This window comes from Nocardioides albertanoniae, from assembly GCF_006716315.1.
Lineage (GTDB): Bacteria > Actinomycetota > Actinomycetes > Propionibacteriales > Nocardioidaceae > Nocardioides > Nocardioides albertanoniae.
In genome coordinates, this window is record NZ_VFOV01000001.1 from 3,342,764 (window position 1) to 3,369,328 (window position 26,565).

The 26,565-nt window shown below is 69.5% G+C and carries 25 protein-coding genes; 6 read left to right on the forward strand and 19 right to left on the reverse strand.

Annotated elements, in window-relative coordinates:
* Positions 1-40: 40 nt before the first annotated feature.
* The 3 genes from FB381_RS16075 to FB381_RS16085 form a co-directional block, all read right to left on the reverse strand.
* Positions 41-367 carry a PadR family transcriptional regulator gene (locus FB381_RS16075; protein ID WP_141781216.1) on the reverse strand — a complete coding sequence of 109 codons (327 nt, stop codon included), beginning with the start codon at positions 365-367 and terminating at the stop codon, positions 41-43.
* 147 nt (positions 368-514) lie between these two features.
* Positions 515-1,378, reverse strand: a complete 864-nt coding sequence (locus FB381_RS16080) for a hypothetical protein (RefSeq protein ID WP_141781217.1) — start codon at positions 1,376-1,378, stop codon at positions 515-517.
* 48 nt (positions 1,379-1,426) lie between these two features.
* On the reverse strand, positions 1,427-2,365 hold the full coding sequence (locus FB381_RS16085) for a bifunctional riboflavin kinase/FAD synthetase (protein ID WP_246088152.1): 939 nt from the start codon (positions 2,363-2,365) through the stop codon (positions 1,427-1,429).
* A gap of 95 nt (positions 2,366-2,460) precedes the next feature.
* On the opposite strand from FB381_RS16085, the gene FB381_RS16090 reads away from it, so the two are divergent.
* Positions 2,461-4,875 (forward strand): penicillin acylase family protein, encoded by a 2,415-nt coding sequence (locus tag FB381_RS16090; RefSeq protein WP_141781218.1) that lies wholly within the window; start codon positions 2,461-2,463, stop codon positions 4,873-4,875.
* 300 nt (positions 4,876-5,175) lie between these two features.
* Here the strand turns inward: FB381_RS16090 and truB are convergent, their stop codons facing one another.
* The 7 genes from truB to rimP form a co-directional block, all read right to left on the reverse strand.
* Positions 5,176-6,063 (reverse strand): tRNA pseudouridine(55) synthase TruB, encoded by an 888-nt coding sequence (truB, locus tag FB381_RS16095; RefSeq protein ID WP_141781219.1) that lies wholly within the window; start codon positions 6,061-6,063, stop codon positions 5,176-5,178.
* Positions 6,060-6,521 carry a 30S ribosome-binding factor RbfA gene (gene rbfA / locus FB381_RS16100; RefSeq protein WP_211352458.1) on the reverse strand — a complete coding sequence of 154 codons (462 nt, stop codon included), beginning with the start codon at positions 6,519-6,521 and terminating at the stop codon, positions 6,060-6,062. The genes truB and rbfA overlap by 4 nt, the downstream gene beginning before the upstream one ends.
* A gap of 93 nt (positions 6,522-6,614) precedes the next feature.
* A complete protein-coding gene (infB, locus tag FB381_RS16105; RefSeq protein ID WP_141781221.1) occupies positions 6,615-9,500 on the reverse strand; it encodes a translation initiation factor IF-2 in 2,886 nt (961 codons plus the stop codon).
* A 93-nt stretch (positions 9,501-9,593) separates the two neighbouring features.
* Positions 9,594-9,920: a YlxR family protein gene (locus tag FB381_RS16110; protein ID WP_141781222.1), complete on the reverse strand. Its 327-nt coding sequence runs from the start codon at positions 9,918-9,920 to the stop codon at positions 9,594-9,596.
* Positions 9,921-10,000: 80 nt separating this feature from the next.
* Positions 10,001-10,849: an acyl-CoA thioester hydrolase/BAAT C-terminal domain-containing protein gene (locus tag FB381_RS16115; RefSeq protein WP_141781223.1), complete on the reverse strand. Its 849-nt coding sequence runs from the start codon at positions 10,847-10,849 to the stop codon at positions 10,001-10,003.
* 9 nt (positions 10,850-10,858) lie between these two features.
* A complete protein-coding gene (gene nusA, locus FB381_RS16120) occupies positions 10,859-11,836 on the reverse strand; it encodes a transcription termination factor NusA (protein WP_141781224.1) in 978 nt (325 codons plus the stop codon).
* A gap of 3 nt (positions 11,837-11,839) precedes the next feature.
* Positions 11,840-12,295 carry a ribosome maturation factor RimP gene (rimP, locus tag FB381_RS16125; protein ID WP_246088153.1) on the reverse strand — a complete coding sequence of 152 codons (456 nt, stop codon included), beginning with the start codon at positions 12,293-12,295 and terminating at the stop codon, positions 11,840-11,842.
* A 243-nt stretch (positions 12,296-12,538) separates the two neighbouring features.
* On the opposite strand from rimP, the gene FB381_RS16130 reads away from it, so the two are divergent.
* Both FB381_RS16130 and FB381_RS16135 read left to right on the forward strand, forming a co-directional pair.
* The gene (locus FB381_RS16130) at positions 12,539-12,976 is read left to right on the forward strand and encodes a hypothetical protein (RefSeq protein WP_141781226.1); all 438 of its coding nucleotides are present in this window, start codon (positions 12,539-12,541) and stop codon (positions 12,974-12,976) included.
* An 11-nt stretch (positions 12,977-12,987) separates the two neighbouring features.
* The gene (locus FB381_RS16135) at positions 12,988-13,434 is read left to right on the forward strand and encodes a DUF4439 domain-containing protein (protein WP_141781227.1); all 447 of its coding nucleotides are present in this window, start codon (positions 12,988-12,990) and stop codon (positions 13,432-13,434) included.
* A 232-nt stretch (positions 13,435-13,666) separates the two neighbouring features.
* Here FB381_RS16135 and FB381_RS16140 read toward each other — a convergent pair whose 3' ends face one another.
* The 3 genes from FB381_RS16140 to FB381_RS16150 all read right to left on the reverse strand — a co-directional run bounded on the left by FB381_RS16140 (position 13,667) and on the right by FB381_RS16150 (position 17,448).
* Positions 13,667-14,371 (reverse strand): HAD family hydrolase, encoded by a 705-nt coding sequence (locus FB381_RS16140; protein WP_141781228.1) that lies wholly within the window; start codon positions 14,369-14,371, stop codon positions 13,667-13,669.
* 9 nt (positions 14,372-14,380) lie between these two features.
* On the reverse strand, positions 14,381-15,625 hold the full coding sequence (locus tag FB381_RS16145) for an acetyl-CoA hydrolase/transferase C-terminal domain-containing protein (protein WP_141781229.1): 1,245 nt from the start codon (positions 15,623-15,625) through the stop codon (positions 14,381-14,383).
* Positions 15,626-15,687: 62 nt separating this feature from the next.
* The gene (locus FB381_RS16150) at positions 15,688-17,448 is read right to left on the reverse strand and encodes a proline--tRNA ligase (protein ID WP_141781230.1); all 1,761 of its coding nucleotides are present in this window, start codon (positions 17,446-17,448) and stop codon (positions 15,688-15,690) included.
* Positions 17,449-17,539: 91 nt separating this feature from the next.
* On the opposite strand from FB381_RS16150, the gene FB381_RS16155 reads away from it, so the two are divergent.
* The gene (locus FB381_RS16155; protein ID WP_141781231.1) at positions 17,540-18,544 is read left to right on the forward strand and encodes a hypothetical protein; all 1,005 of its coding nucleotides are present in this window, start codon (positions 17,540-17,542) and stop codon (positions 18,542-18,544) included.
* Positions 18,545-18,547: 3 nt separating this feature from the next.
* On the opposite strand, the gene FB381_RS16160 is transcribed toward FB381_RS16155, so the two are convergent.
* From FB381_RS16160 to FB381_RS16175, 4 genes are all read right to left on the reverse strand, one after another.
* Positions 18,548-19,393, reverse strand: a complete 846-nt coding sequence (locus FB381_RS16160; protein WP_141781232.1) for a GNAT family N-acetyltransferase — start codon at positions 19,391-19,393, stop codon at positions 18,548-18,550.
* 79 nt (positions 19,394-19,472) lie between these two features.
* On the reverse strand, positions 19,473-20,132 hold the full coding sequence (locus FB381_RS16165) for a hypothetical protein (RefSeq protein WP_141781233.1): 660 nt from the start codon (positions 20,130-20,132) through the stop codon (positions 19,473-19,475).
* Positions 20,133-20,286: 154 nt separating this feature from the next.
* On the reverse strand, positions 20,287-21,057 hold the full coding sequence (locus tag FB381_RS16170; protein WP_141781234.1) for an SDR family NAD(P)-dependent oxidoreductase: 771 nt from the start codon (positions 21,055-21,057) through the stop codon (positions 20,287-20,289).
* Complete coding sequence (locus tag FB381_RS16175; protein ID WP_141781235.1) at positions 21,035-23,044, reverse strand: hypothetical protein; 2,010 nt, start codon at positions 23,042-23,044, stop codon at positions 21,035-21,037. Before FB381_RS16175 ends, FB381_RS16170 begins: the two co-directional genes overlap by 23 nt.
* A gap of 222 nt (positions 23,045-23,266) precedes the next feature.
* Here FB381_RS16175 and FB381_RS23955 point away from each other — a divergent pair, with 222 nt between their 5' ends.
* Both FB381_RS23955 and FB381_RS16180 read left to right on the forward strand, forming a co-directional pair.
* On the forward strand, positions 23,267-23,422 hold the full coding sequence (locus tag FB381_RS23955; protein WP_170225183.1) for a hypothetical protein: 156 nt from the start codon (positions 23,267-23,269) through the stop codon (positions 23,420-23,422).
* Entirely contained in the window at positions 23,419-23,829 is a 411-nt protein-coding gene (locus tag FB381_RS16180) for a hypothetical protein (protein ID WP_141781236.1), read from the forward strand. The genes FB381_RS23955 and FB381_RS16180 overlap by 4 nt, the downstream gene beginning before the upstream one ends.
* A 133-nt stretch (positions 23,830-23,962) precedes the next feature.
* On the opposite strand, the gene ispG is transcribed toward FB381_RS16180, so the two are convergent.
* Positions 23,963-25,129, reverse strand: coding sequence for a flavodoxin-dependent (E)-4-hydroxy-3-methylbut-2-enyl-diphosphate synthase (gene ispG / locus FB381_RS16185; protein ID WP_141781237.1), 1,167 nt, complete (start codon positions 25,127-25,129; stop codon positions 23,963-23,965).
* Between the two features lie 22 nt (positions 25,130-25,151).
* Complete coding sequence (locus FB381_RS16190) at positions 25,152-26,510, reverse strand: M50 family metallopeptidase (RefSeq protein ID WP_141781238.1); 1,359 nt, start codon at positions 26,508-26,510, stop codon at positions 25,152-25,154.
* Positions 26,511-26,565 lie beyond the last annotated feature (55 nt).

Consider the following 26,565-nt stretch of genomic DNA (forward strand, 5'->3'; position numbering starts at 1 on the left):
GACGGCACGATGTTCTCGTGGGTGGCTCGCTTGCGGTCACTCATGCGTTTGCCCCTTGAAGGATCTCGGTGACGGTGTTGGAGAAGTGGGACCAGTCCTCGCTCTGTCGCTTGAGCTGGCCTTGTCCGGCAGGCGTGATGCCGTAGTACTTGCGGTGCGGACCCGACTCCGACGGCACGACGTAGGACGTCAGGGCACCCACGGCATACAGCCGCCGCAGGGTGCCGTAGACCGACGCCTCTCCCACGTCCGTGAGCCCATTGTCGCGGAGCTTGCGGACGATTTCGTAGCCGTAGGCATCCTCGCCGTCCACGACGGCCAGAACGGTCAGGTCGAGCACCCCTTTGAGCAGCTGGGTGGTATCCATGCTTGGCACACTACTACGCAATGCGCACTACTAGCCAGAGCATTACACCGCGCGGCGTCGAAAACCTTCGACTCCGCCGAGAGGCGAGCCGGTGACCGACTCCTCCGAGGAGCCGGTCCGGGACCGGCTGGGCCAGGACTGCCCGAGCTAGGACTGCCCGCGCACGTCGCGTACGAAATTCTTCCAAGCCGCCGTGTCGCCCGCGGGCCCGGAGCCGAGGGCTTGGCTGCGGGCGGGGCCGGTGAAGGTGCGCACCTGGACAGGCTGGGCGGGTCGCCCCGAAGGCGAGACGGGCACGATGCCCGTCTGCGTGACCGGCGCGGAACCGCTCGCGCGCAGCTGCTGACCGTAGCCGCGAGGGTCACCACCGGGACCGTCGGCAGGCCCACCGTGGATCAGCGACGACATCGGCGTGTATTCCTGCACCGGGACGGTCTTGCCCGGCACCGCCAGCCAGATCAGCGCGATCAGAAGACCGATCGCCCATCCGTACGTCAGCCCGTAGGCGGCGCCCGAGGCGAGCACGTCGTCGAGCGAGGCCAGCAACGAGCCGGACCTGCCGTCGCTGAAGTAGGAGTAGAGACCTTCTGTGACCTGGCCGCCGCCGGTGGCCACGATGGCGGCGAGCCAGCAGCCGAGGAGCACCGGGAAGAAGGCGCGCGGCCGGATGCCGACGGTGGCGAGCCAGGTGATCAGCCAGGTGGCGAAGAAGACGGTGACGGAGAGGATCGCGGTGTGCACCACGGTCTCCCCGGAGAAGAGGTCGCCGAGCGGGCTGTCGCCGAAGTAGGCGAGCCGGTCACCGAGCAGCGTGGCGGCCCAGCCGCCTGAGTCGGCGGCGTTCTTCTCGGCCCAGGTCGACAGTGGTGCCGATCCCGACATGATCTGCAGGGTCCAGAGACCGCCGGTGACGAGGACCGCGTTGAGCAGCGCAGGGATGCCACCGCGGGGGCGACGGTCTGCCTCGACCTCGGCCTCGTAGACGGATGTGGGGGTGGAATGGGGATCCATGACCGGCCATTCAACCGCACCCGGGCCCGGGCCGACAGACCACCCGGGTTACTGCTCGGTCCTCAAGATCTCGCGCGCCTGCCGCACGTCGTCGTGCATCTGGTCGACGAGCGCCTCGATGCCCTCGAAGGCGACCATGCCGCGCAGTCGCTCCACGAACGCCACCTCGACCTCCACTCCGTAGAGCTCGAGGTCGTCGCGGTCGAGCACGTACGACTCGACCCGGCGACCGACGACACCCTCGAAGGTGGGGTTGGTGCCGACCGAGATGGCCGCAGGCAGCCGCTCCCCGGTGGCACACTGCGTCAGCCAGCCCGCATAGACGCCGTCGGGCGGCACCGCGGTCATCGAGTCGGCGGGCACGTTGGCCGTCGGGAAGCCGAGCTCCCGGCCGCGCTGGTCGCCCTTCACGACGACCCCGCGCACCGAGTAGGGGCGGCCCAGCGCCTCGGCGGCTCCGGTGACGTCGCCGCTGGCCAGGCACGTACGGATGTAGGTCGAGGACCACACCTGCGGCCCTCCGTCGAGGGGGATGCCCTCGACGGAGAAGTCGTGGGCCTGGCCGTAGGCGGCCAGTTCGGCGACGTCGCCGGCGGCCTTGCATCCGTAGCGGAAGTTGGCGCCCACCACGCACGCCTGCGCGTGCAGGGCGTCGACGAGCACCCGCTGGGCGAAGTCGTCGGGCGACCAGTTGGCCATCTCCATGTCGAAGGGCAGCGCCAGCACGGCGTCGGCGCCGGCCGCGAGCAGCAGCTCGGCCCGCTCCTGCATCGTGGTGAGCACACCAGGGGCGTGCTCGGGGCGCAGCACGGCCATCGGGTGCGGATCGAAGGTGACCGCGACCAGAGCGAGCTCGTCGGCGTCGGCGACCTCTCGGCCGCGGCGCAGCACATGCTGGTGACCGAGATGGACGCCGTCGAAGTTGCCGACCACCACGCAGGTGCGGCCGAGACCGGCCGGCACCTCGCTCAGACTTCTCCAGAACACCCCGCCAGAATATCCATCCGGCCTCCCGATCCCTGGATCCGGGCCGCCAGATAACACAGCAGTAACGTGTTCTACCGCACGCTCGTTAGCACGGCATGGACAGCCTCGTACGCAGAGCCACCAGGTCCCTCGCCCCGCTGGTGCTCCTCGGGGGTGTGCTCAGCGCCCCGGCCGCCGTCGCGGACCCCGGTCCGCCGGCCTACGACGCGACCGTGCGGATCACCGAGCACGGGATCCCGCACATCACCGCCGGAGACTGGGGATCGCTCGGTTACGGCAGCGGCTGGGCGACCGCCGGCGAGGCGACCTGCACGCTGGCCGACATTCTGCTCAGCGCCCGCGGGGAGCGCTCGCGCTGGCTCGGCGCTGAGAAGACCTACGACGACAGGGTCTCCAAGACCACGACCAACCTCGACTCCGACGTGCTCGTCGGTGACCTCCACAACCGCCAGGTCGTGGAGAAGCTGCTCGACTCCCCCGCCGGACCGTCCGCGCGGGCGCGGGAGATGGTGCGCGGCTACGCGGCGGGGGTCAACGAGTGGCTGCGTACGCACGAGATCACCGACCCGGCCTGCGCCGACGCGCCCTACATCAAGCCCGACGCGACCGAGACCGACGTCTGGTACGGCGTCTATCTCGCCAACCTGATCGCCTCGGCGGGTCAGTTCGTGAGCGAGATCAACCAGGCCTCTCCCCCGTCGTTGACCGACCCCGGGCTGCCCGATCTCCCCGGCGCCCTGGGCCTGCCCTCGCTTCCCACCACGGCCGCCGAGGTGCCGGCCGCCGCCGCGAAGGTGGACAAGCAGGCGCTGCTGGCCTCGTTGGGCCGCGACCCCGAGAGCGACTTCGGGTCGAACGCGACCGCGATCGGCGGTGAGTCCAGCTCGACCGGTCGCGGGATGCTGCTCGGCAACCCGCACTTCCCGTGGCAGGGCCGCTACCGCTTCACCCAGCAGCACCTGACGATCCCCGGTGAGTATGACGTCGCCGGCGCCTCGCTGATCGGCTCGCCCGCGGTCAACATCGGCTGGAACGACGATGTCGCCTGGAGCCACACGGTCTCCACCGCCTACCGGTTCACGCCCTATGAATACACGACCCTCGGGCCGGGCACCCGCTATCTCACTCCTGACGGCGTCCGGAAGGCCGAGCGGCGTGAGGTGGAGGTCGAGGTCAAGACCGCCTCGGGCACCTCGACCGTCACCGAAGACCTCTACCGCACGCCCGAGGGCTATGTGGTCGACTCCCCCTCGCAGCTGATGGCGTGGGGGCCGCAGAGCTTCTGGGCGATCCGCGACGCCAACGCCGAGCACCTGCGCACCATCGACACCTTCCTCGGCATGGGTGGCGCCTCCTCGGCCGGCGACCTTCTCGAACGGCAGGACGCGGGCGGCGGGGTGCCGTGGGTCAACACGATCGCCGCCGACCGCCACGGCGACGCGCTCTACGCCGACCACTCGGTCGTGCCGCACGTCACCGACCAGCTCGCCTCACGCTGCATGACGGTCGTCGGGCGTCTCCTCGACACCGTCGCCGGCCTGCCCGGGCTCGACGGCAACCGCGCCGGTCACTCCTGCGCCTGGGGCTCCGACGAGGCGGCGCAACGGCCCGGCATCTTCGGGCCGGAGCATCTTCCCGACGTGCAGCGTCGCGACTGGGTCATGAACGCCAACGACTCCCACTGGCTGCCCAACCCGAAGGCGCGCCTCGAGGGCTATCCCGCGATCATCGGCTGCGAGCGATGCGAGCGGACGATGCGTACGCAGATGGTGGCGGGCTACGTCACCGACCAGCTCGCCGCCCACGGTGTCGAGACGCCCGACTCGCTGGCGGGTCACGAATACGACAACCGGCAGCGTGCCGCGGAGGTGATGAAGGCCGACGGCGCGCTCGACCGGGTCTGCCGGTTCACCGGCGAGAAGGAGGCGTGCGGCGTGCTCGCCCGCTGGGACGGCCGCTCGGACGCGACCTCGGTCGGCACCGCGATCTTCACCGAGTTCGTGCAGCGGGCTCCGAGCGGGCTGCAGCTGTGGCGGGTGCCGTTCGACGCCGACGACCCGCTCAACACCCCGCGCGGCCTGCGTACGACACCGAGCACCATCAAGGCGATGAAGGACGCCATCGCCGCCGTCGAAGCCACCGGTCTGCCGATCGACTCGCCCTGGGGCGACTATCAGGTCGCCGGCGACCGCGGTGCTCCCCCGCTGCCGCTCGGCGGCGGCAACGGCGATCTGGCCGGCAACGCCAACGCCCTCGCCTCCCGCAACCCGGCGCAGAACCTCGACCACGCCCGGCCGATCACCTACGGCTCCTCCCACATCCAGGCCGTCTCCTTCGGCCCCCACGGCGCCGAGCCCCGCACGATCCTGACCTACGGCCAGCACGAGAACCCCGCCTCACCCTGGTCCAGCGACCAGACCCGCCTCTTCTCCGAGGAGAAGTGGGTCGACTTCCCCTGGACCGACGCCCAGATCCGAGCCGACCTCGTCGAGACCGTACGCCTGCACTGACCCACCTCCGCCGAGGAGTCACCCCTGCAGGCCGAAGCGTCAGCTCTGCAGGTCGAAGCGTCAGCTCTGCAGGTCGAAGCGTCAGCTCTGCAGGTCGAAGCGTCAGCTCTGCAGGTCGAAGCGTCAGCTCTGCAGGTCGAAGCGTCAGCTCTGCAGGTCGAAGCGTCAGCTCTGCAGGTCGAAGCGTCAGCTCTGCAGGTCGAGTTGGCACCGCCGTGCCAACTCGACCTGCAGAAGCGACCTCTCGACCTGCGGGAGTGACTCCGCGACCTGCGGGAGTGACTCCTCGGCGTGGGCTGGTCAGCCGACGAAGACGGCGGTGGCCTTGGCGAGCTCGGGATTGATGGGCTCGTAGAGGGCGAGGAACTCACCGTCGGGTGAGAAGACGGCGGTGATCTGGTCGAGGGCGATCTCGAGCTTGCGGCCGTAGCGCACGGCTTGCGCCTGCTCCTCGGAGAGGTCGAGCGCAGGGAAGGCGGCGCGAGCCGCATCGGTCAGGGGCAGCACGCCGAAGTCGTCGGTCAGCTCGTCGAGGGTCCTGGCGACGTCGAGGTCGTAGGGTCCGACGGCCGTGCGGCGCAGCGCGGTCAGATGCCCGCCGAGACCGAGAGCCTCGCCGACATCACGGGCGATCGCGCGGATATAGGTGCCCGAAGAGCAGCGGACGTCGATGTCGACATCGACGACGTCGCCCTCCTCACGGATCTCGCCGACGGTGAGCTCGTGGACCGTGACCGGTCGAGCCTTCAGCTCCACCTGCTCCCCGTCGCGTACACGTTGGTAGGCCCGCTTGCCGTCGACCTTGATCGCAGAGACGGCCGTCGGCACCTGGAGGATGTCGCCGACCTGCGCGGCGAAGGCGCTGCGTACGTCCTCCGCGGCGATCCCGGCAGCCGAGGAGGTCGCGACGACCTCACCCTCGGCGTCGTCAGTGGCCGTGGAGACCCCGAGCCGCACCGTCGCCGAGTAGGACTTCTCAGTCAGCATCAGATGACCCAGCAGCCGGGTGGCACGTTCGACCCCGAGGATGAGTACGCCGGTGGCCATCGGGTCCAACGTGCCCGCATGCCCGACCTTGCGGGTGCCGGCCAGGCGCCGGACACGCGCGACGACATCGTGGGAGGTGATCCCGGCAGGCTTGTCGACGACGACGAGCCCAGGGAGCGCCTTCGCAGGAGCCGCACTCACTCCTCGTCGTCCTCGTCCCAGTCGTCCTCGTCCGCGCGCGGCTTCTTGTAGGGGTCGGCCTCGCCCGCGTAGGTCTCACCACGAGCCGCCGCGACCGCGTCGTCTTGCGCCTTCGCTCGCGCGAGCACGTCGTCGAGGTGGCGCGCCGTCTCAGGCAGCGCGTCGTGGATGAAATCGAGCGTCGGAGCGGTGCGCGTGCCGAGCTGCTTGGCGACCTCGGAGCGGATCAGCCCCTTGGCCGACTCGAGCGCGGCGGCGGTGCCGGCGAGCTCGGCCTCGGAGTCGGCCCCCAGCACCGTGTAGAAGATCGTCGCCTGCTGACTGTCGCCGGTCACCCGGACATCCGTGATGGTGACGAAGCCGATCCGCGGATCCTTGATCCGTCGCTCCAGCATCTGCGCCACGATGACCTTGATCCGGTCAGCGATCCGACGAACCCGTGGGCTACTCATGTTCATACTCTCTCAAATAATCGAAGCAGATCGAGACGTTGGCCGGGCCGCGACTGCGACCCGGCCAACGTCAGAGGCTGTTCAGCTGTGCGAAACGCTTCAGCCCCGGGGAATCTCCACCATCTCGAAGGCTTCGATGAAGTCGCCTTCCTTGATGTCCTGGAAGTTCTTCAGGACCAGACCGCACTCGAAGCCCTCGCGGACCTCGGCGGCATCGTCCTTCTCACGGCGCAGCGAGGCCAGGTCGAGGTTGTCGGCCACCACGGAGCCGTCGCGCAGCACGCGAACCTTGGCGTTGCGGCGGATGAGGCCCTCGGTGACCATACAACCGGCGATGTTTCCGGCCTTCGACGAGCGGAAGATCGCACGGATCTCCGCCTTGCCGAGGGACTTCTCCTCGTACTCCGGCTTGAGCATGCCCTTGAGAGCAGCCTCGATCTCCTCGATCGCCTGGTAGATGACCGAGTAGTAGCGGATCTCGACACCCTCGCGGTCAGCCAGCTCCGTCGCCTTGCCCTGCGGGCGGACGTTGAAGCCGATGATGATCGCGTCGGAGGCAGCGGCCAGGTCGACGTTGGTCTCGGTGATCGCACCGACACCGCGGTCGATGACGCGGATGCTGACCTCGTCGCCACCCACGTCGACCTTCGCCAGAGCGTCCTCGAGCGCCTCGACCGAACCGGACACGTCGCCCTTGAGGATGAGGTTGAGCTCCTGGCTCTCGCCCTTCTCCATGGAGGCCATGAAGTCCTCCAGCGTGCGGCGTACGCGGCGCTTGGCCTGCAGCGCGGCACGCTCACGAGCCTCGCGCTTCTCGGCGATCTGGCGAGCCATCCGGTCGTCCTCGACGACCAGGAAGCTCTGACCGGCACCCGGGACTGCGGACAGACCCAGCACCATCGCCGGACGCGACGGGGTCGCCTCGGTGATCTCGTTGCCGTACTCGTCGATCATCGCGCGGACGCGGCCGTGGGCCGGACCTGCCACGATCGACTCACCCACACGCAGCGTGCCGCGCTGGACCAGGATGGTCGCGACGGGGCCGCGGCCACGGTCGAGGTGAGCCTCGATCACGATGCCCTGAGCGTCCTGGACGGCGTTGGCCTGCAGGTCGAGCGAGGCGTCGGCGGTCAGCACGACGGCCTCCAGGAGGCCCTCGATGTTGATCCGCGACTTGGCCGAGATCTCGACGAACATGGTGTCGCCGCCGTACTCCTCGGGGATGACGCCGTATTCGGTGAGCTGACCACGGATCTTGGTCGGGTCGGCCTCGGGCTTGTCGATCTTGTTGATCGCGACCACGATCGGGACACCGGCGGCCTTGGCGTGGTTGAGCGCCTCGATCGTCTGCGGCATCACGCCGTCATCGGCCGCGACCACGAGGACCGCGAGGTCCGAGGACTGCGAACCACGAGCACGCATGGCGGTGAACGCCTCGTGACCCGGGGTGTCGATGAAGGTGATCTTGCGCTCGGTGCCCTCGACCTCGGTCGAGACCTGGTAGGCACCGATGTGCTGGGTGATGCCACCGGCCTCGCCCTCGATGACGTTGGCGTCACGGATGGCGTCGAGCAGCTTGGTCTTACCGTGGTCGACGTGACCCATGACGGTCACGACCGGCGGTCGGACGGTCCAGTCGGACTCGTCGCCCTCGTCGCCGAGCTCGATGTCGAAGGACTCCAGCAGCTCGCGGTCCTCGTCCTCCGGGGAGACGACCTGGACGACGTAGTTGAGCTCCTCACCGAGCAGCTCGAGCGTCTCGTCGTTGACGGACTCGGTCGCGGTGACCATCTCACCGAGGCCGAACAGCATCTGCACCAGCTGAGCCGGGTCGACGCCGATCTTCTCCGCGAAGTCGGTCAGCGAGGCGCCACGGGCGAGACGCACGGTCTCGCCGTTGCCCTTGCGTACGCGGATGCCACCGATCGTCGGGGCCTCCATGGCCTCGAACTCCTGGCGACGCGCCCGCTTCGACTTCCGTCCACGACGCGAGGGACCGCCGGGGCGACCGAAGGCACCCTGGGTGGTGCCACGACCACCGGGACGACCGCCACCGGGACGACCACCGAAACCACCGGGACGACCCGGGGCACCGCCGCCACCAGGACGACCGCCGGCACCCGGACGGCCACCGCCACCGGGACGACCCGGGGCACCGCCGCGACCGCCGCCGGGGCCGCCACCAGGACGGGCACCGAACGCAGCGGGCGACTTCGGCATCATCGCCGGGTTGGGGCGAGGCATACCGGAACCGGAACGGCCGCCGCCCTGACCACCCTGGCCACCCTCACGGGAGGCCGCGGGACGCGGGGGACGCTGGTCGCCGCCGGCCGGGGCACCGCCCTGACCGCCCTGGCCACCACCCTGGCCGCCGGGGCGCGGACGCCCCATGCCCTGGTTGGAGGAGAACGGGTTGTTGCCGGGGCGCGGAGCACCGGGCTTGCCGACCGGACGAGGTCCGGGACGGCCCGCGCCACCCTGACCACCCTGGCCGCCGCGGGCCGCGGGGGCCTGCGGGCGAGCACCCGGCTTCGGGGCACCCGGCTTGGGCGCACCCGGCTTGGGGGCAGCCTTCGGGGTCGGCTTGGGAGCCGCCGGAGCCGATGCGGCGGGGGCCTCGGGGGCCTCCGGCGCGGCTGCGGGCTTCGGGGCCGGCTTGGGAGCAGGCTTCGGGGCGGCCGGTGCCTTGGCCGCGGGGGCCTCGGGCTCGGCAGGCTTCTCGGCGGCCTTCTTGGGGCCAGGCTTCGGGCCGGGCTTGGGTGCTGCCGGCTTGGGAGCAGGCTTCTCGCCGGTGGACGAGGAGCCACCGTTGCCGCCGGACTTCAGGCCGGGGCCGATCTCCTTGCGGAAACGCATCTCCGCGGGCAGCTCGACGGTCGAGCTCGCCGACTTGACGAACTCACCCATCTCTTTGAACTTCTCGAGAACGAACTTGCTCTCGACTCCGAACTCTTTGGCGAGTTCGTGGACTCGGGTCTTAGCCACGCTTCTCCTTCTGGCCACAGACCCAAATCCGGGTAAAACCTGTGACCACTAGTGGGTGTAGAACACGCTCATCGCGAAGTACTCATCGAGTGCTCATGAGCTTTTGCTCCAATTCCTGGTCAGTCGACCGTCTTCGACGGTCATGGGTGTCTGGCGCGGATCGAGGTGATCCTCAACCGGTGTGCTGGAAAGCCCGCCCTGGGTTTTGAGGGCCCGGGTGAACGCCTTCCGGCGCACCGCGAGTTCGTAGCACTCGCGCGTCGGGTGAATGTGCGCCCCACGCCCGGGTGCGGTGGCAGTCGGATCGGGCACGACGGCCGGCTGGCCGTTGCTGTCCGAGCCGGCGGTCACCCGCAACAACTCGCGCTTGGCAGCTCGCTTACGGCAACCGATACAGGTGCGGACGGGTCCGCGCTGCATAGTTTCGTCTTGACGTGCCACCGATCCTTAACACTACCGCTTCCGGGGTGATGTGCACTAAACCGGGGCACCGGTCGTTCCTATTCCGTGACCCGGCCCCGCAGGACTGCCAAGACCTCCGGCAGAGCCAGTACGCCGAGCTCTCGGTCGGCCTCCTCCGAACCGCCCCACGCCCGGTGGGCGGTGGCAGCCACAGGGGTCTCCCCCGGCAGGACGACACGATGGCCCGCCCCGGCATGGGAGACGATCGTGGTCTCCTCGCCCGCGACGGCTCGGCGGCGGCGTACGAGCTCTGCCATCAGCGCCGAGGGCCACAGCGCGTCGTCGCCACCGGCGACCAGCAGCACCTCACCGGCGATGCGTTCGGCCGCGATCGTGGCGGCGGGCACCCGGTCGGCGTACTTCTCCAGGGCCGAGACGTAGGACTCGCAGAACGACGGCGGCTCGCCCTGCTCGCTTGCTCCCTCGACCGCTTCCGCGATGCTCTCCTGGTCGAAGGGTACGAACGGCATCGCCTCACCGCGCACGGTCCACGACGAGCGTTGCGGCCGGTCGACGCTCAGCCCCGCCCACACGACATGGGACGGGGAGATGCCCACGACCGCATCGATCTCGGCGTGGAGGGTGCCGAGCAGCAGCGCCGCCTGAGCGCCCCACGAGGTGCCGAGCACCCCCAGCCGCTCATACCGCGCGTGCAGGTCGGCGAGGGTGTCGTCGAAGACCTCCACCGGGACCTCGCAGGCCTGCGCCGCCTGGCCTGCGCCACCGAAGTAGCGGATCGAGGCCGCAGCCACACCGTGCGAGGCGAGCATGCGGCACCGGTCCGTCTCGATCCGGCCCGAGGACCCCGACAGCACGAGTACGCCGGTGGTCGCCCCCTCGGGCTCCACCAGGATGCCCTCGGGGTCGGTCAGAGTGGTCTCACGCACGGGGCAGCCTCAGGCGACCGGGGTCTCCTCATCGGAGCGGATGTCGATGCGCCAGCCGGTCAGGCGAGCGGCGAGGCGGGCGTTCTGGCCCTCCTTGCCGATGGCCAGCGAGAGCTGGTAGTCGGGCACGACGACACGGGCGGACTTCGCCGCCTCGTCGATGATCTCGACCGAGGCGACCCGAGCCGGGGAGAGCGCCGAGGCGACGAGCACCTTCGGGTCTTCGGACCAGTCGACGATGTCGATCTTCTCGCCCTGCAGCTCGGACATGACCTGACGGACCCTCTGGCCCATCGGGCCGATGCAGGCGCCCTTGGCGTTGACCCCGGGGACGGTCGAGCTGACCGCGATCTTGGTGCGGTGGCCGGCCTCGCGAGCGATCGCGGCGATCTCCACGGTGCCGTCGGCGATCTCGGGCACTTCGAAGGAGAAGAGCTTCTTGACCAGGTTGGGGTGGGAGCGCGAGAGCGTGATCTGCGGGCCGCGCATGCCCTTGCGCACGCTCACGACCAGGGCCTTGATGCGAGTGCCGTGGCCGTAGTCCTCACCCGGGACCCGCTCGGAGAGCGGGATGACGCCCTCGAGCCGACCCAGGTCGACGAGCACGTCGTCGGGGTTGCGGCCCTGCTGGATGACGCCGGAGAGGATGTCGCCCTCCTTGCCGGAGAACTCGCCGAACTTCACGTCGTCCTCGGCGTCGCGCAGCCGCTGCAGCACGATCTGCTTGGCCGTGGTGGCCGCGATCCGGCCGAATCCTTCGGGCGTGTCGTCGTACTCGCCGACGGCGTTGCCCTCCTCGTCGATCTCCGCTGCGAGCACGCGCACGTGCCCGGTCTTGCGGTCCAGGTCGACCCGCGCCCGGGCATGGGCGCCCTCGGTCTTGTGGTAGGCGGTGAGCAGACCCTGCTCGATCGCCTCGACGAGCACATCGAGCGAGATCTCCCGCTCCCGCTCCAGCATCCTCAGGATGCTCATGTCGATGTCCATGTCCTACTCCCCCTCGTCGACGCGCTTGAACTCGATCTGCACAAGCGCCTTCTTCACGTCCTTGTACGCCACATCACGGCGCTTGCCGCTCACCTCGAGGCTCGCGCTCTCGTCGTCGGACTCCTTGACCCGTCCGGTGAACGCGGATCCGTCGTTGAGCGTGACCTTGACCAGGCGCGACCTGTTGCGGCGCCAGTGGCGCGGCAGCGTCAGCGGCCGGTCGACACCAGGAGAGGTCACCTCGAGCGTGTAGGGCTGCTCGCCCATCACGTCGGAGTCATCGAGCACCCGGTTGACCTCACGGGTCGCCTCGGTGACCTCCTCATGGGTGATCCCACCGTCCTTGTCGACGGCGACGCGCAGGATCCGACGCTTGCCGGCCGGGGTGACCTCGACCGCCTCGACGTCGAGCCCCAGGCTCTGGAGCGGGTCGGTGAGCGCCTCCTCGATCGCACTCACGATCGCGTCCTTTCGCTCAGCACTCAACGCGATCTCTCCCTGCATCCTGTTGTCCGGTCCTGTTGTATGAGCCTACGAGCAAATAGCGCGCTGCCCGGTCGTTTCGGCGCGGGATCAGCACAGCTGATCGGCTCGGCGCCGTTGGGGACACCATACCTTCCCGCCTCGCTCTCCCTCGCAACGCGAGGCGCTATGGAAAGCCTTGTGAGGCAGGTCGGGCCGGCTCTGGTTAGGGTTCCGTACGTGACCAGCACACGTGCCCTGCCGAGGCTCTCGAGGCGTGCCGCCCTGGGTCTTGCCGCGGTCACGCCGCTGACCGCCTCGGCGTGTTCGGCCGCGAAGGTGCTGGATCCTGTCAAAGCACCCCCGCCGAGCACTCCCCCGGCGCCCGTGAACCCGGACCAGAGTGTGATCGACAGCACGGTCGCGGCGATCCTCGGCGCCGACAAGGGCGCCCCGGAGGCCTTCGTCCGGCTCCATCGGGTGCACATCGAGGCGCTGGGCCCCTCCAAGGACGTTGCCGCGGCCGGCTCGAACCGACGGTGGCAGGATCGTCAGGTCGCGCTGGTCGCCACGCTGACCGCCGCTGCCGGGCGAGCTGCCGACCCGAAGCTGATCACGCTCCTGGCCTCGGCCGCCGCCGCACAGCAGCAGGTGCTGCACGGGCGGGGGCTGGTGTGACGGGGCCGGAGATGACCGGAGCCGACGCGAAGACGGGCGACTCGGCCGAGACCGAGGCCGTGCAGGCCGCGCTCGCGGTCGAGCACTCCGCGATCTACGTCCTGGGCGCCCTGGGCGGGCGCACGTCCTCCTCGCGGGAGCCGGAGCTGGCGGCGGCTCTCGAAGCGGCGTACGACGCCCATGTCGACGCCCGCGAGGCGCTGGCCGCGCACGTGGTGGCCGTCGGGATCGAGCCGGTGGCTCCCTCGGCCGTCTACGACCTGCCGCCCGGGATCGAGTCGGCGGCGGGAGTGCGGGCGGCCGCTCTGCGCATCGAGCGGGACGCCGCCGCGACCTATCTCTCGCTGACGCCCAAGGCGAGCGGCCGCGACCGTACGCTGCTCGTGCAGCTGCTGTGCCGGGCGGCCGCGCGGCAGCTCGACCTCGGCGCGAAGCCGACCGCGTTCCCCGGCACCTGACCGACCCGGCGATGACGCGCCGGAAAACCGAGATGGCCCGCGAACCGTCCGGCGCGGGAGACTCCCGAGATGTCTCCCGAGACCGGGCGGCTCGCGGGCCAGGTTGGGCCTGGACACGAGGCCTGAGAAGCGACCCGAAGGCCGAACCTCTCTTGCAGAAGTATGCAATCCCCGCTCAGGATGGCCCAGACCCGCATATGCGCATTGCAAGAACTTGCAACTTTTAGCGCCGTCATTCCCAGGAGCGAACCATCTGGTGTATGTCGCTCAACTGCTGCGCCACCGCGTCCGGCGAGCCGTCGGTGTGGCCGAGCTGGTTGCTCGGGATGTTGCTGTGCGGGATGTGGATCGCCCGCATCCCTGCTTTCTGAGCACCGTACACATCATCGAAGAGCCTGTCGCCCACGTAGACACATCGAGATGGATCCGAGACCTTCACCGCATCCATCGCCGCCCGGAACGCCTGCTCGGACGGCTTCGTCCACGGCACCTCCGAGGTGTAGACGTCGCCGTCGATGAGGTCGAGCACCCCGTCGCGCTCGAAGAACCCCCGGTGCCACTCCCGCGGCCAGATCGTGTTCGACAGCACCCCGACGCGTACGCCATCGGCGCGGAGCGCCTCCCACAGCGGGCCGACCTCGGGGTCGGTGAGGGTGTGCGGCTCCCAGAAGGCGTAGTAGGCATCGAGCAGGTCCGGGTCGTGCTCGAGGCCGGCCTCGGTGAAGAGGTCGCCGATGCCGGCGCTGCGCTGGTGGTCCCTGCTCCTGCACCAGATCGCGTCGCTGGCCTGGTGGAGCTTGGTCGCGTTGACCGGGTGGTCGCCGTCGCAGGCGCCTCTGACCGCCTGGGCGAGCGCCAGCGACTCCTCGTGGAAGTCGATGTCGTGCCACTTCGTCAGTGTGCCGCCCCAGTCGAAGATCACCGCGTCGATCGCCATGCCTCGACCCTACCGACGCTCCGCCTGCGGTGCGACGAGAGCGGCGAGCTCGTCGCGGTGGTCGGGATGGGCGCAACGGTCGATGATCTGCCGCGACCGGGCGGCTGGTGAGAGGCCGCGCAGATCGGCCACGCCCTGCTCGGTGACGATCACGTGCACGTCGTGACCGGCGTGGTCGACGTGGCTGACGAACGGCACGATGCGCGAGGGGGCGCCGGCCTCGGCGCTCGAGGCCGAGACGAAGATGTTGAGGTGGGCGTTGCGGGCGAAGTCGGTCGCGCCGCCGAGGGCGTTCACGTTGCCGTGGATGTCGGCCTGTGCCATCGAGTCGATCGTGATGAGACCGAGCCGTCGGATCACCTCCGGGTGGGTGGCGATCTCCTGCGAGCGCAGCAGCACGCGGCCCTTGTAGTGGTGGACGTCGTCGTTGAGCCTGCGGGCGCCGGCCTCGGAGAGTCCGAAGGAGGTGGCCGAGACCCCGATCAGCTTTCCGGCGTCGAGCAGGTCGAGAAGGCTGTCGCGCACGGTCTCGGTGTAAGCCGTCAGGTGCTCGAACTCGGCCTCGCGCAACCCGGCGAGCACCGCGTCGGCCACCGCTCCGACGCCGGCGTGCAGCGGCAGCAGACCGCTGTGCAGGCGGTCGTGGCGCACCTCGTGGCGGAGGAAGTCGACGACGAGATCGGCGATCGCACGATGGGTCTCGTCGATCGGGCTCGGCACCGCACCGACGTCCGGTCGGTCGGTCTCGACGACGGCTGCGACCTTGTCGGGGTCGACGAGCAGGTAGGGGTCGCCGATGCGCTGCATCGGCGTCGTCAGCTGCATCGGGGCCCGCAGCGGAGCCGTCCGAGCCCCGTGGTGCACGTCGTGGAATCCCTCGAAGCCGTCGGGCTGCCAGCTGTTGACCTCCACGATCACCTTGCCGGCGGCCTCGAGCCAGGTCTGGCTGTTGCCGACGCTGCTGCCCGGCACGAGCAGCCCGTCGGGCAGGATCGCGGCCACCTCGACCACCGCGACATCGAGGTCGCCGTAGAAGCCGGAGGTCACATGCTGCGCGACCCGCGAATGACGTACGTCGACCCCGTCGGGCCACTCCCGGAACAAGCCGAGCGCCTCCGGAACGGCCTTGGGACGGCCGGCTCCGACGAGCCCCGACATCGCCACCGTCTGCCCCGGGCCGATCTGCCGGGCCGCCTCGGCGGCACTCATCACGCGGCCGGCGAGCGTACGGTCAAGAATCCTGTCCCCCGTCATGGGGACGATCTTGCCTCACTCTCGAGCGCCGGATCCGCAGAACGCGGACTCGGCGCTCGAGCTCAGCCGCTGACGACCTGCGTGAGGTGGGCGACGGCGTCGGCGAGAGCGATCTCGCTCTTCTCGCCGCTGCGACGGTCCTTGACCTCGATGTTGCCGTCGGCCAGGCCCCTGCCGACCGTGACGATCGTCGGCACACCGATGAGCTCGGCGTCCTTGAACTTCACGCCGGGCGAGACCTTCGGACGGTCGTCGTAGAGCACGTCGATGCCGGCGGCCTCCAGCTCTCCGGCGAGCTTCTCGGCAGCCTCGAAGATCGCGGCGTCCTTGCCGGTGGCGACCAGGTGCAGGTCGTACGGAGCGACGTTGCGGGGCCACGCCAGGCCGATGTCGTCGAGGGTGCCCTCGGCGACCGCGGCCACGGCACGGGTGACGCCGACGCCGTAGGAGCCCATCGTGACGGTGACGAGCTTGCCGTTCTCGTCGAGCACCTGCAGGCCGAGCGCCTCGGCGTACTTGCGACCGAGCTGGAAGACGTGGCCCATCTCGATGCCACGAGCCAGGGTGAGCGGACCGGAGCCGTCGGGGGCCTCGTCGCCCTCGCGCACCTCCGCGGCCTCGATGGTGCCGTCGGGGGTGAAGTCACGACCCGCGACGAGGTCGACGACGTGCTTGCCCTCGGCGTTGGCGCCGGTGACCCAGCGGGTGCCGGTGACCACGCGCGGGTCGACGAGGTAGCGGATGCCGGAGGCGGACTCCTCCCCCAGCACCTCCGGGCCGATGTAGCCCTTGACCAGCTCGGGGTGCTTCTTGAGCTCGACGTCGTCCATGGGCTCGACCTCGATCGGCTCGAGCTGGCCCTCGAGGCGCTTGATGTCGACGTCGCGGTCGCCGGGCAGGCCGATCGCGAGGGGCTCGGTGGTGCCGTCGGGGTGGCGCAGCGTCACCAGCACGTTCTTGAGCGTGTCGGCCGCCGTCCAGGGGCGGTCCGAGCGCGCGAAGGCCTCGTTGAGGTGGTTGATGAGCGACTCGATCGTCGGCGTTCCGGGCGTGTCCTCGACGTGGGCGGCGGGCGCATCGTCGTCAGCCAGCGCCTCGGGCACCAGCGTGGTGACCGCCTCGACGTTGGCGGCGTAGCCACCGGGCGAGCGGACGAAGGTGTCCTCACCTGCCGCGGAGACGGCCAGGAACTCCTCCGAGGCCGAGCCGCCCATCGCGCCGGAGGTCGCCTTGACGATGACGTACTCGAAACCGAGACGGTCGAAGATGCGTACGTAGGCGTCGCGGTGCTTGCGGTAGGACTCCTCGAGACCGGCGTCGTCGACGTCGAAGGAGTAGGAGTCCTTCATCTTGAACTCGCGGCCGCGGAGGATGCCCGCGCGAGGACGCGCCTCGTCGCGGTACTTGTTCTGGATCTGGTAGAGCGAGAGCGGCAGGTCCTTGTAGGAGCCGTACATGTCCTTGACCAGGAGCGTGAACATCTCCTCGTGGGTCGGCCCGAGGAGCATGTCGGCGTCCTTGCGGTCCTTGATGCGGAAGAGGCTCTCGCCGTACTCGGTCCAGCGGTTGCTGATCTCGTAGGGCTCGCGGGGCAGCAGCACCGGGAAGGCGACCTCCTGCGAGCCGATCGCGGCCATCTCCTCGCGGACGATGCCCTCGACCTTCGCCAGCACGCGCAGACCCAGCGGCAGCCAGGTGTAGATCCCCGGAGCGGCGCGGCGGATGTAGCCGGCACGGACAAGCAGCTTGTGGCTCGCGACCTCGGCCTCGGCGGGATCCTCACGCAGAGTCCGCACGAACAGGGTCGACATACGGGCGATCATGCGCCACAGCGTACGGCGAGCCTGACCGCTCCCGCGAACCGGTTGCTATTGGCGTTGCAACCTCAGCAGCGCCCGGCGCATCTTTACCTTCATGAGAGGTATCCGAATCCCGGCACTGGCCACGGCCATCCTTGCTGCTCTCATGCTCCCGGTCTCACTGATGACACCGGCTTCTGCGGCGGCTCCGACCGTCGACGTACGCCCACTTCCGCTCCCGGTCGGCGAACGACCGACGGTCCCCTACCTGGACCGCGCCACCGACGACTCGCTCTCCGTCGTCGACCCGGACACCGGCACGACGACGCCCGTCGAGTACGTCGGCGACCCGGGCGACTCGTTCAAGCTCCTGGGCCGCTCGGGGAGCGGCTTCGTCCTGCGCGGGTCGAACCGCAACATCGACGACATCGTCCGGGTGCGGCCTGGCACGCCTCAGCGGCTCCTCGCCAGCCTGCACTACTCGAGCAAGGCTCGACTGTCGTCCGACGGCCGCTACCTGCTCGACACCATCCCTCTGGCCGGCGGCGGCATCCGGGTGCAGGTCCGCAGCGCCACCACCGGCGCCGGCGTCGCCCAGCACACCTTCAAGGCGACGACGAGACCCGACCCGATCGACGTCAAGGGCACCGTGGTGCTCGTGGGCGGGTTCAACGCTCCGCGCACCATGGTGTGGGACTGGAACACCGGCACGATCGAGACGATCGCCACCCGGGCCGCCTATGCGGGCAGCTACGCCACCGACCGGCTGGCTACCTACACGATGGATCCCTCCGATCCGGACGCCTGCACGGTGGTCTCCACCATCAGTGCTCCCCGCACCCAGCTCTGGCGCGGGTGCATCGAGGCGGTCGCGTCGTTCGCGCCCGACGGGGCCAGGTTCGCCACGAACGCGATCGCGCACCAGAACCACGCCGACGTGGTGCGTCGTCGCAGCCTGCACGGCACTCTGCTGACCACCTACACCAACCCCGACGGGCTGCGGACGCATGCCTGGGAGACCAGCACCCGCATCCTGATGAGCTCCGCCAGCACCCATGAGATCTGGCTGGTGCGCTGCGAGGTCGCCGACTGCGAGCGAGCCTGGAGGGCCTACGACTGAGGCTCAGAACATGATCGTGGAGAAGCGGGCCGTCTCGAGGAAGCCGGCCCGCTCGTAGGCGCGGCGCGCGGGAGCGTTCCAGTCGTTGACGTAGAGGGAGACGCGGGGTGCGATGTCGTTGCGGATGATGTCGCACACCGCAGCCATGCCGCGGGCGGCGAGGCCCTCTCCGCGCCGGTGCTCGGGCACCCAGACGCCCTGCACCTGGGCAGCGGTGGGCGTCGCGCAGGCGACCTCGGCCTTGAAGACGACCTCGCCGTCCTCGATGCGCGCGAACGACCATCCTCGCGAGATCAGCTGGAGCACCCGGGCCCGGTAGAGGTCGCGGCCGCCGCCGGTCTCGGGTGAGATCCCGACCTCCTCGGTGTACATGGCCACGCAGGCCGGGTAGAGGATCTCCATATCGGCGCGGGTGGTGCGGCGTACGAACGGGTCCGGATCGACGAGGCTCTGCAGCTGCTGCTCGAGATGGGGCTGCTCCCAGCGCTCCTCGCGCGGGGTGCCCCAGGTGTCGCCGATCGTCTCCCACAACGGCCGCACCGCCGGCTGCTTCCCGACGAGCGTCGACACGGTTCGTACGCGGTCGCGGGCCCGCTCGCCGAAGGCGCGGGCGTCGTCCTCGCCGGCCTCGATGGGCACCAGGTTGGCGCCGACGTGACAGGCCGCGACGAGGTCGCCACCGTCCCAGCGCCCCCAGATCTCACCGCCGAGCCAGCGCGGCTCGAGATTGGTGGTGCGCGCGCGGTATTCGGCGAAGACGTTGACCACCGGATCCCGGGCGGTCAGGTCGAGGAACGCACCGAGATCGCCCGCATTCAACGGGCGGATCCCCTGGCGCGTGGTGAGCATGTCATCGAGCCTAGAGCCAATCCGGTTGCAGGTCGCCGAGCGGCTCGCGGTTCGGTTGCCTGCACCCCTCCAGGCCCGGCTACGCGAACGCGCGCTCGATGGTGTCCATCCGCTCGCGGATCGTCTTCAGGCGTACGTCGCGGCCCGCCTCGCCGGTGTCGCCCCAGACCGCGCGTCCGACCATCACACCGTCGGCTCCGAGCGCGCGGATGGTCGCCAGGCGGGCGCTGTAGTCGTCCCAGCGCATGCCGTCCGAGCGGGCGACCCAGCTGCCGGTGCCGAGGTCGGCACGCTCGATCGCGGCCAGGCCCTCGTCGTTGACCTTCAGCTTGAGCACGATGTCGCGGCGCCCGGACCGGACGGCGAGGGCGACCAGGTCGTCGAGGCATCGCGGAGTCGCGCAGTAGGGCTCGAGGAAGACCCGGTCATAGCCCCGGAGCCGCTCCAGGATGGCGTGAACCATCGGCACGCAGCCCCCGTCGTGGTCGTCGAACCCGACCTTCACCGCATCCGTGGACCTCTCCGGCACGACGAGGTCACCGACGGTGTCGATGTCGGGCAGGCCCGCGCACGCGAGCTCGCGGCGTACGTCGCCGTGCCCCTGCACCGGGCGCACGACGATGCCCCAGCCGGGTGATTCGGCGACCAGAGCGAGGATCTCGGGTCGGATGTCGGCAGAGTCGGGGGTGCGGAAGAGCGCGTCATCGGCATGGTCGATGGCAAGCCAGAGATTGGTCACGGTTGTCGCCAGTCGGAGGAGGGACAGAGGCCTGTGGGGCCGGCTAGGCGAAGCGTAAGCAGCGCTGTCGCGCATCCGCAGCATTTCTGGCCGAGTCTTCGAGCCGAGTCTTCGGGTGGAATCTTCGATCGCAGTCTTCGAGCTCGACTCTGCGTCAGTATTCGCCGCCGTCGGCGACGATGCACTGGCCGTTGATGGCACCGGAGACGTCCGAGGCGAGAAAGACGCAGACCTTGGCGACGGCGCTAGCGGTCACGAACCGGTGTCCGGGGATCCGTGCTGCCCGGTAGGAGATGTACTCGTCGACCGTGACCCCGTCCTTGCGAGCGTGCTTGACGAAGACCTGCCGAGACGACTCGCTCCACATCGCCCCCGGGGCGACGACGTTGGCCCTGATGACCCCCTCGCCCTCCTGCGCGATGGCCTGGGCGAGCCCGGTCAGAGCATGCTTGGAGACGCCGTAGGCACCGCGCCGCGAGGGCGTGCGGATGCCGAAGACCGAGCTGATCAGCACGACGGCCCCCGACCCCGCGGCCCGCAGCTTCGGCAGCGCGAGCGAGGCGGAGCGCCACGCCGAGGTCAGGTTGACGTCGAGGGTCAGCTGCCACTCGGACTGGTCGATCTCGGCGACGGTGTCGGGGCTGGGGTTGATGCCTGAGCAGTTGATCAGCCCGGAGAGAGACTCGAACCCCGCCAACGTATCGCTCAGCGCGCCCAGCCCGTCTTCGGTGGTGAGGTCGGCCTCGACCCGGGCGACCGCGCCGGTCTCGTCGGCCAGGTAGGCCAGCTCGGTGGGGCGGCTGTAGGCGTGCAGGATCGCCGGGGTGCCCTCGGCTCGTAGCCGCCGTGCCACAGCGCTGCCGAGGTCGCCGGTCGCGCCGAGCACCAGCACGGGTGCCCGCTCAGGTTGAGTGCTGGTGCTCATGGCGCTCCTTGATCCGAAGGATCGCCGCCGTCACCACATCCTGGTGGGCGGGCGGCAGACCGGTGAGCCTCTCGAGATGGCTCAGGCAAGTGATATCACCCATTTGCCCCAGCCGGTACGCAGTGATGGGAATCGCCGGCGCCAGCACCGGATGATTGAGCCGATGCACCAGTGCCTGCGTGATGTCGGTGCCCCAGCCGAGCACGTCACGTTCGCGCGCGACCGCGCCTGGGTCCTCCTCCCGCTCCAGGATCTCGAGGTAGCCGTCGACGGAGACCCGGCCGCGCAGGATCAGCTGGAACATCGCGGCCTTGCGCAGGAACAGCGAGCGGAACGCCTCCAGCACGAACTCCAGCTCGTCCCAGTAGCGCTCGGGAGCCTGGTCGAGGAGCTCGCCGTAATCATCGCGCTCCTCGGTGAGGTAGAGGCAGATCAGCCGGTCCATCCACGACAGGCTCTCCCGGCCGCTCAGCCGGGCCACCGCGTCGAGGTCGCCGGGCTTGAACCCGGCCTTGAGGAACGTCATCACCAACGGCCCCATGTGCATGTTGGCGAACCGGGAGCCCTCCAGCGCCATCCCGTGCCCGTCGCGCAGCCGGTCACGGATGCTCTCGGCGACGAAGTACTGGTAGAAGGTCTCGTGGACGAACTCCGCCGACTCCACCGAGTCCTTGGTGCGGCCGGTCACCCCGAAGATCTCGGAGTGGTCGAGCAGGTCGGCGATCCACTCGTAGGTCAGGAAGTCTCGTTGCCGGGTGATGTCGAGATCACGCTGCAGGTTGGAGAAGAGCCACTCCGAGACCCGCGGCACCGGGATCAGGTCGCGCTCCTGCGACGTCGGGTCGTCCATCCCGGTGAACAGGTCCCAGGCGATGTCTCGATAGGTCTGGAACCGCACCCGGCTCGGGAGCCGCGAGCTCTTGCGGTCCCAGGGCTGCCCGCAGACGTGCTTGAGGTGGACCGTGTAGCCGTCCCACTGGGTGCGGGGCGCCACCTCGCCCTCCTCGAGGGAGGCGTAGAGCTGCTTGAGCACCATCGGGGTCGCGGGGAAGAACCCGCCGCCGCGCTCCATCTCGGCGGCCAGGTCGGTCAGGCGCTCGTCTCCCCCACGCTCGGTCGCCAGCGCACGCACGTCGACCGGTGAGATCGGCTCGACACGAACGACGACGGCGGACTCGACCCCGAGATCCTCCAGCCGTGCCGGGCTGCGCAGCTGCTCGGCGAGCTCGTCGCGCTCGGTCTGCAGGTTGCGCTTGCTGATCACCACGAACCGGCCACCGCGCCCCAGGGCCGAGCGCAGCTCGCTGAGGTCGGGGCGCGTCACGCCGTGCTCCTCGGCGCTGGAGGAGATCAGGTCGAAGTCGTCGATGACGATCGGCGAGCGGTCCTCGCCGACCAGCTCGCCGTAGTCGACCGCGCCGTCTCGGAGGCTGATGTAGCGCACCTGCTCCTGCGCGGCCGTCCAGTCCCTGATCTCGATCGTCTTCCCCGACCCCGACGGACCGGTGAGGAAGAAGAGGTTCGACTCAGGATTCTCCAGCCACCGGCCGAGCGCGGCGAGGAGCGAGATCCTGGCACCGTCGGTCACCAGTCCGCTCAGCGCCGTCACCCGGGCACGCGGGAAGGTGAGCCGCGAGCTGGTCGCCGACGCCGGAGCCGCGCTCGGCACCGCCTCCAGCACAGGACCCGGCGGCTCGGCGCCCTGATCGCGCCATGCGTACGCCTTCCACCACTTCGCCTGCCAGATGTCGGTGTTCTTGCGGATCCACTCGCCACGGTCGGCCGGCTCGAGGGTGCGCGGCGCCGCGCCGCCGACCACACGGATGAGCTCGTCGAGCGGCATCAGCTTCGCCCCCGACGTACGCCGGTAGAAGGTGCTTCGGGCCATGGCGACGCCGGAGCCGCCGTCGGCCTTTCCGGTCACCTGCCGGACCCAGGCACGCAGCTCAGCGTTGAACTGCTCCGGTGAGAGAGCTACGTCGGTCATTTCCCCTCGGCGGGTCCTCGAGAACGCGGGCTGCGAGTATCCCGCAGGCGTCCCAGTTCTGTCCCAGAAATGTCTCATCTCTCCGAGGTATGTCTTTACTTCGTCTCCACTCCCACCCGCCCTCTGGTGGGACGTCTCCGGCTTCCGCCACCGTTGAGGTGTCCCCACCAGGGACAGCGTCGGACCCACCTTCGGGACCTACCGCTCAAGGAGATGACGACCATGAGGAACCACAAGTTCAGCATCGCCACCTTCGCCGTCACGCTGCTCGTCGTGTTCGGCTTCAACCAGCTGCTCAGCGCTGAGCCGCCTACGTGCCAGGCAGCCGCCGGCACCTCGTCCGTGTCCGTCGTGATCACGGAAGGAGCGCTGTCATGACCGACCACACTCGCCCCGGCGACCACGTCCGCACCCATGGCGGCGTCCGTTCCGGCAAGCGCGGTGTCGTCGTCGCCACCGCGTCGGGCCGCAGCAAGGTCCGCTTCAGCGGCAGCAGCGGCGCCACCTGGGTGCGCAGTCGCAACCTGAGCCTGTCCGGCGGCAGCCAGCTCTCCTGGATCGTGCCGGTCAAGGCCGCGCTCGTCCTGTTCCTGATCGTGCCAGTAGCCCGGTTCGTGGTCGTCTACCTGTGGACCCACGGCGGTCTGGACGGCTTCCCCACGGCGCTCGGGTCCCAGATGGGTCAGGCCGCGCTGGCCTGGGCCCACCTGGTCGTCAACGACCCGATCGGCGCCCTGCTCCACCTGGGGTTCCTCGGCCTGGTCTCCCGGCTGATGAACTGGTGAGAACCACGATCTTCGAGGCGTACGCAGGGGGACGTCTCGGAGCAACGACGAAGCCCGGTCCGCGCTCGGACCGGGCTTCCTGCGTCTGTGGCCACAAGATGTCGACCGAGCTACCTCGGTCAACATCCACATCTCACCCGCTGACGGAGACCTCGGCGCCGCCGCCCTCGACGGGATCCATGCCCTCGGCGATCTTCATCGCCTCCTCGATCAGCGTCTCGACGATGGCCGCCTCGGGGACGGTCTTGATGACCTCGCCCTTGACGAAGATCTGGCCCTTGCCGTTGCCGGAGGCGACACCGAGGTCGGCCTCGCGGGCCTCACCCGGTCCGTTGACCACGCAGCCCATGACGGCGACCCGCAGGGGCACCTCGAGGCCGTCGAGACCGGCGGTCACCTCGTCGGCGAGCTTGTAGACGTCGACCTGCGCGCGACCGCACGAGGGGCAGGAGACGATCTCGAGGCGGCGCGGACGGAGGTTGAGCGACTCCAGGATCTGCAGCCCGACCTTGACCTCCTCGACCGGCGGCGCGCTCAGGGAGACCCTGATGGTGTCGCCGATGCCCTTGGACAGCAGCGACCCGAAGGCGACCGACGACTTGATCGTGCCCTGGAAGGCCGGGCCGGCCTCGGTGACACCGAGGTGGAGCGGCCAGTCGCCGGACTCGGCGAGCAGCTCGTAGGCACGCACCATCACGACCGGGTCGTTGTGCTTGACCGAGATCTTGAAGTCGTGGAAGCCGTGCTCCTCGAACAGGCTCGCCTCCCACATGGCCGACTCGACCAGCGCCTCGGGAGTGGCCTTGCCGTACTTCTCCAGCAGGCGCTTGTCGAGCGAGCCGGCGTTGACGCCGATCCGGATGCTCGTGCCGTGGTCCTTCGCCGCGGCGGCGATCTCCTTGACCTGGTCGTCGAACTTGCGGATGTTGCCCGGGTTGACCCGGACCGCCGCGCAGCCGGCCTCGATGGCGGCGAAGACGTACTTCGGCTGGAAGTGGATGTCGGCGATCACCGGGATCTGCGACTTCTGCGCGATCACCGGGAGGGCCTCGGCGTCGTCGGTGCTCGGGCAGGCCACGCGCACGATGTCGCAGCCCGCCGCGGTCAGCTCGGCGATCTGCTGCAGCGTCGAGTTGACGTCGGAGGTGAGCGTGGTCGTCATCGACTGCACCGAGACGGGCGACTCGCTGCCGACGCCCACCGCCCCGACCTTGATCTGGCGGGTCTTGCGACGGGGGGCGAGCACCGGGGCGGGAGCCTCCGGCATACCGAGGCTTGTCGGGGTGGGGATCGACGTCATGTCTGCCAATTCTACGCGGGGGTCAGGCCTGGAGATGAAGCGGGACGACGAGGTCGGCGACGATCAGGACAACACCCATCACCAGCAGCGCGGAGGCCACGACGTAGGCCACCGGCAGCAGCTTGGCGGGATCGGCATGACCCGGCTCGGGCCGCCGGAAGAGCCTCGCGAAGGCGCGGCGTACGCCCTCCCACAGCGCGGTGGCGATGTGACCGCCGTCGAGCGGGAGCAGGGGCACGAAGTTGAAGATGCCGATGAAGAGGTTGAACCCGCCGACGAGGAAGGCGAAGCTCGAGACCTTCTCGGCGACGTCGAGCCCCTCGTGGGAGGCGATCTCGCCGGCGATACGACCGCCGCCGACGATGCTGACGGGGCTGTCGGCCGAGCGCTCCTCGACACCGACGATCGCCAGGGCGACGTGCCAGACCTTGACCGGGAGGCGCAGCAGCGAGTGGACGGCGTTCTGCGCCATCTCCCCCATCTGCTGCAGGGCGTAGACCGGCCCCTCCTTCGTCGTCACCACGTGGGACTCGGGAGACATGCCGAAGAAGCCGACCTTCGCGGTCTCCGGGTCGGCGCTGGTGTCGTTGACGTCCTTGACCCGCTCCTGGACGACCGTGCTGGTCTGCAGCGTCTTCCGCTCCCCGTCACGCTCGATGACGATGGTCGCCGCGTCGTCCATGTTGTCGCGGATCAGCTTCTGGGCGACCGACCACGAGGTCAGCTCGGTGCCGTTGAACGAGATCAGCTCGTCGCCAGGCTTCAGGCCGGCGTCGTGCGCCGGGGTGGGCTGGTCGTTCTTCGTGCACTCGCGGCCCTGGTCCTCCCAGCTCAGCAGGCACTCCTGCAGGCTCGAGACGACCGGGTGACCTTCGTTGACGACGGGCTCACGGACGCCGTAGATGCCGAAGACGCCCCACAGCACGAAGAACGCGATCGCGAGGTTCACCGTCGGCCCGCCGGCCATCACGATGACCTTCTTCCACCAGGTCATCTTGTAGAAGAGCCGCGACTCGTCCTCGGGCCGGATCAGCTCCCACTCGGCCGAGCGCGCGTCGCTGATCAGCTGGGTGAACATCCCGGTGTTGGACTTGCGCACCTTCAGCGCGCCGTCCTCGGTGCGCTCGCCGAGCTGCTCGGCGCCGGGCGGCAGCATCCCGACGATCTTGACGTAGCCACCCAGCGGGATCGCCTTGAGCCCGTATTCGGTCTCGCCGACCTGCTTGGACCACACCGTCGGCCCGAAGCCGATGAAGTATTGCGTCACCTTCCCGCCGAACGCCTTCGCCGGGATCATGTGGCCCAGCTCGTGGAGCCCGATCGAGATCAGGATCGCGAGCACGAAGCCGATCACTGCCAGCGTGTAGAGCACGACACTCACGCCGCCACCTCCGTAGCGCAAGCGCCAGAATACGGACGCGCCGGCGTGAAGGGCG